The organism is Acidiphilium sp. JA12-A1, assembly GCF_000724705.2.
In the GTDB taxonomy this organism is placed as follows: domain Bacteria; phylum Pseudomonadota; class Alphaproteobacteria; order Acetobacterales; family Acetobacteraceae; genus Acidiphilium; species Acidiphilium multivorum.
The window spans coordinates 1-1,978 of record NZ_JFHO01000278.1 but is presented as its reverse complement, the minus strand read 5'-3'; the positions used below and the strand labels follow the sequence as shown (position 1 = coordinate 1,978).

At 58.0% G+C, this 1,978-nt stretch carries 3 protein-coding genes and 1 pseudogene; all 4 read left to right on the top strand.

The genetic code is table 11. The annotated features are described in order from the left end of the window. Positions 1–325 (top strand): annotated as a pseudogene (locus RT91_RS22390) (hypothetical protein); the annotation flags it as partial. Between the two features lie 91 nt (positions 326–416). Beyond that, positions 417–911, top strand: coding sequence for a transposase (locus RT91_RS19855; protein WP_205408987.1), 495 nt, complete (start codon positions 417–419; stop codon positions 909–911). 182 nt (positions 912–1,093) lie between these two features. Further along, positions 1,094–1,360: a glycosyltransferase family A protein gene (locus tag RT91_RS21160; RefSeq protein WP_152982900.1), complete on the top strand. Its 267-nt coding sequence runs from the start codon at positions 1,094–1,096 to the stop codon at positions 1,358–1,360. A gap of 49 nt (positions 1,361–1,409) precedes the next feature. After that, a partial coding sequence (locus RT91_RS23110; protein ID WP_240314395.1) for a DUF6444 domain-containing protein occupies positions 1,410–1,978 on the top strand: 569 nt, incomplete at its 3' end.

Sequence of the window (1,978 nt, the reverse complement as noted above, 5' to 3'; positions counted from 1 at the left end):
GTTTTGCACGCAGATCGGCAATGAGTGGTTCACCTGGTTCCGCACGCGGTCCTCGAAGAACCGGATGAACTTTCTTGATTCTGCTCCCGTGCCGGGCATACCGATTACGTGCTCAATGACGCCGGCCTACACCTACATGCGCGATCATCGGTCTTCCCGCCGCGACGATCGCCCTTCTGCGGCGAGCCCACAGACTCGGTTCGCTGATCAGCCGGCGTGGACGGCTTTTCTCGAGCGGCTCGGCTTCACCGCATTGGCGGTCACGCCTAACCCAGTGCGGGTTGCCACAGAAGCGGCGCGTATGGGGCAGCGTTCAGGCGCATGAATTTCTGTGCGATGCCGTTATTCTGAGCGACGACGCCGGACAATTCAATATCGGCCGGCACGCGTTGTGCTGGGTCCACGCGGAACGGCTGGTGCATAAACTGGACACGTTCAACGACCAGCATCGCGCCGCTCAAACGCGGGTTCGTGGCCTGATCTGGGATTTTTACGCGGACCTCAAAGCGTACCAGCAAAAACCGGGCAAGCGGCAGGCTCGGGCGTTACGGACCCGCTTCGACCGTATCTTCCTCTGCCGCACCGGCTTCGTGACGCTGGACCGTCTGCTGGCGCGGCTGCACGCCAACAAGGCCGAACTACTGATGGTGCTGGAACGGCCGGAAATCCCGCTCCACACCAATGGTTCGGAAAACGACATCCGCGGTCACGTCACGCGGCGGAAGATCAGCGCCGGAACCCGGAGTGAGACCGGCCGGGATTGCCGCGACGCGTTCCTGAGCCTCGCCAAGACCTGTGACAAACTTGGCATCGCGATCTGGGATTATCTGGGTAGCAGGTTCAAGGTGGTGGGGGCCGCGATCATCGCGCCGCTCGACTTCTACGTCAGAGCCCGCCTCCGCCCCACCTAACCAGTATCCGCGACAATTTCTTCGTTCCCGCCACCTGCTCGATCGTTGGCCTGCTGACCAAGTCGAACTCGGGTTACCCACCCTTTTGCCCCTCTTACCGAACTGAATCACAACCCGCTGAAATCGCTCAAATATCTTTTGCGGTCCGGCTCTTAAAAATCTTGAAATGATAAGGTGCTGTTGTGAATAAAAATCCTAAAGTTAGTATTGTTCTCCCAACATATAATCGTGCGAAATTAATTATGCGCGCTTTATATTCGATCAGGGATCAAAATTACAATAATTGGGAGCTTATAATTGTTGATGATGGAAGTTTTGATAATACAAAACATCTAATAGATGAATTCGCAAAAACCGTTAATCAAAATATTATCTATATTTACCAAGAAAATAGAGGGGCTGGAAGCGCTAGGAATGTATCTGCTCATCCTGGTCCGTCGATAAGTTGAATCGATTGTGAATTGACGTGACCACGGCGGATACGATTCGACGGGAGGCGTGAACGAGCTTCCTGACCTGTCTCTCCTATCGCACGCTGAGAAAGACGCGCTGATCCGCGCGCTATGGGACGCGTTGCAATCATCCGAGCGCAGGAACGCGGAACTGGCAATCCGGCTTTCGGATGCGGAACGCCGGATTGCGGAGTTGGAGGCGCGGCTAAACGAACCGCCGAAGCGGCCGGACAATTCGAGCCTGCCGCCATCGCGCGGGCAGAAGCCAAACCGGCCCGAGAAAAGTCCGCGCAAGGGGCCCCGCAAAGGCAGTCTCGGCCGTGAGGGTGGCGGTCGCTTGCTTGCCGAGAACCCCGATCAGACGGTGATCGCGAAGGCGGCGCATTGCCAGCACTGCCGTGCCGGGCTGACTGACGCGGATCAGCGCCTCGCGCAGCGCTACGACAAGATCGATCTGCCGCCGATCAAGCCGGTCGTCACCCGCGTCCGAACGCTATGCCGGCCATTGTCCGTGCTGTCGGGCGACCGCGCTGGCAGCCGTCCCGGAAGCGATGGANACCGGCACACCATTCAGCCTCAACCTCGTGGCTCTCGCGATCTACCTGCGCGTCATCC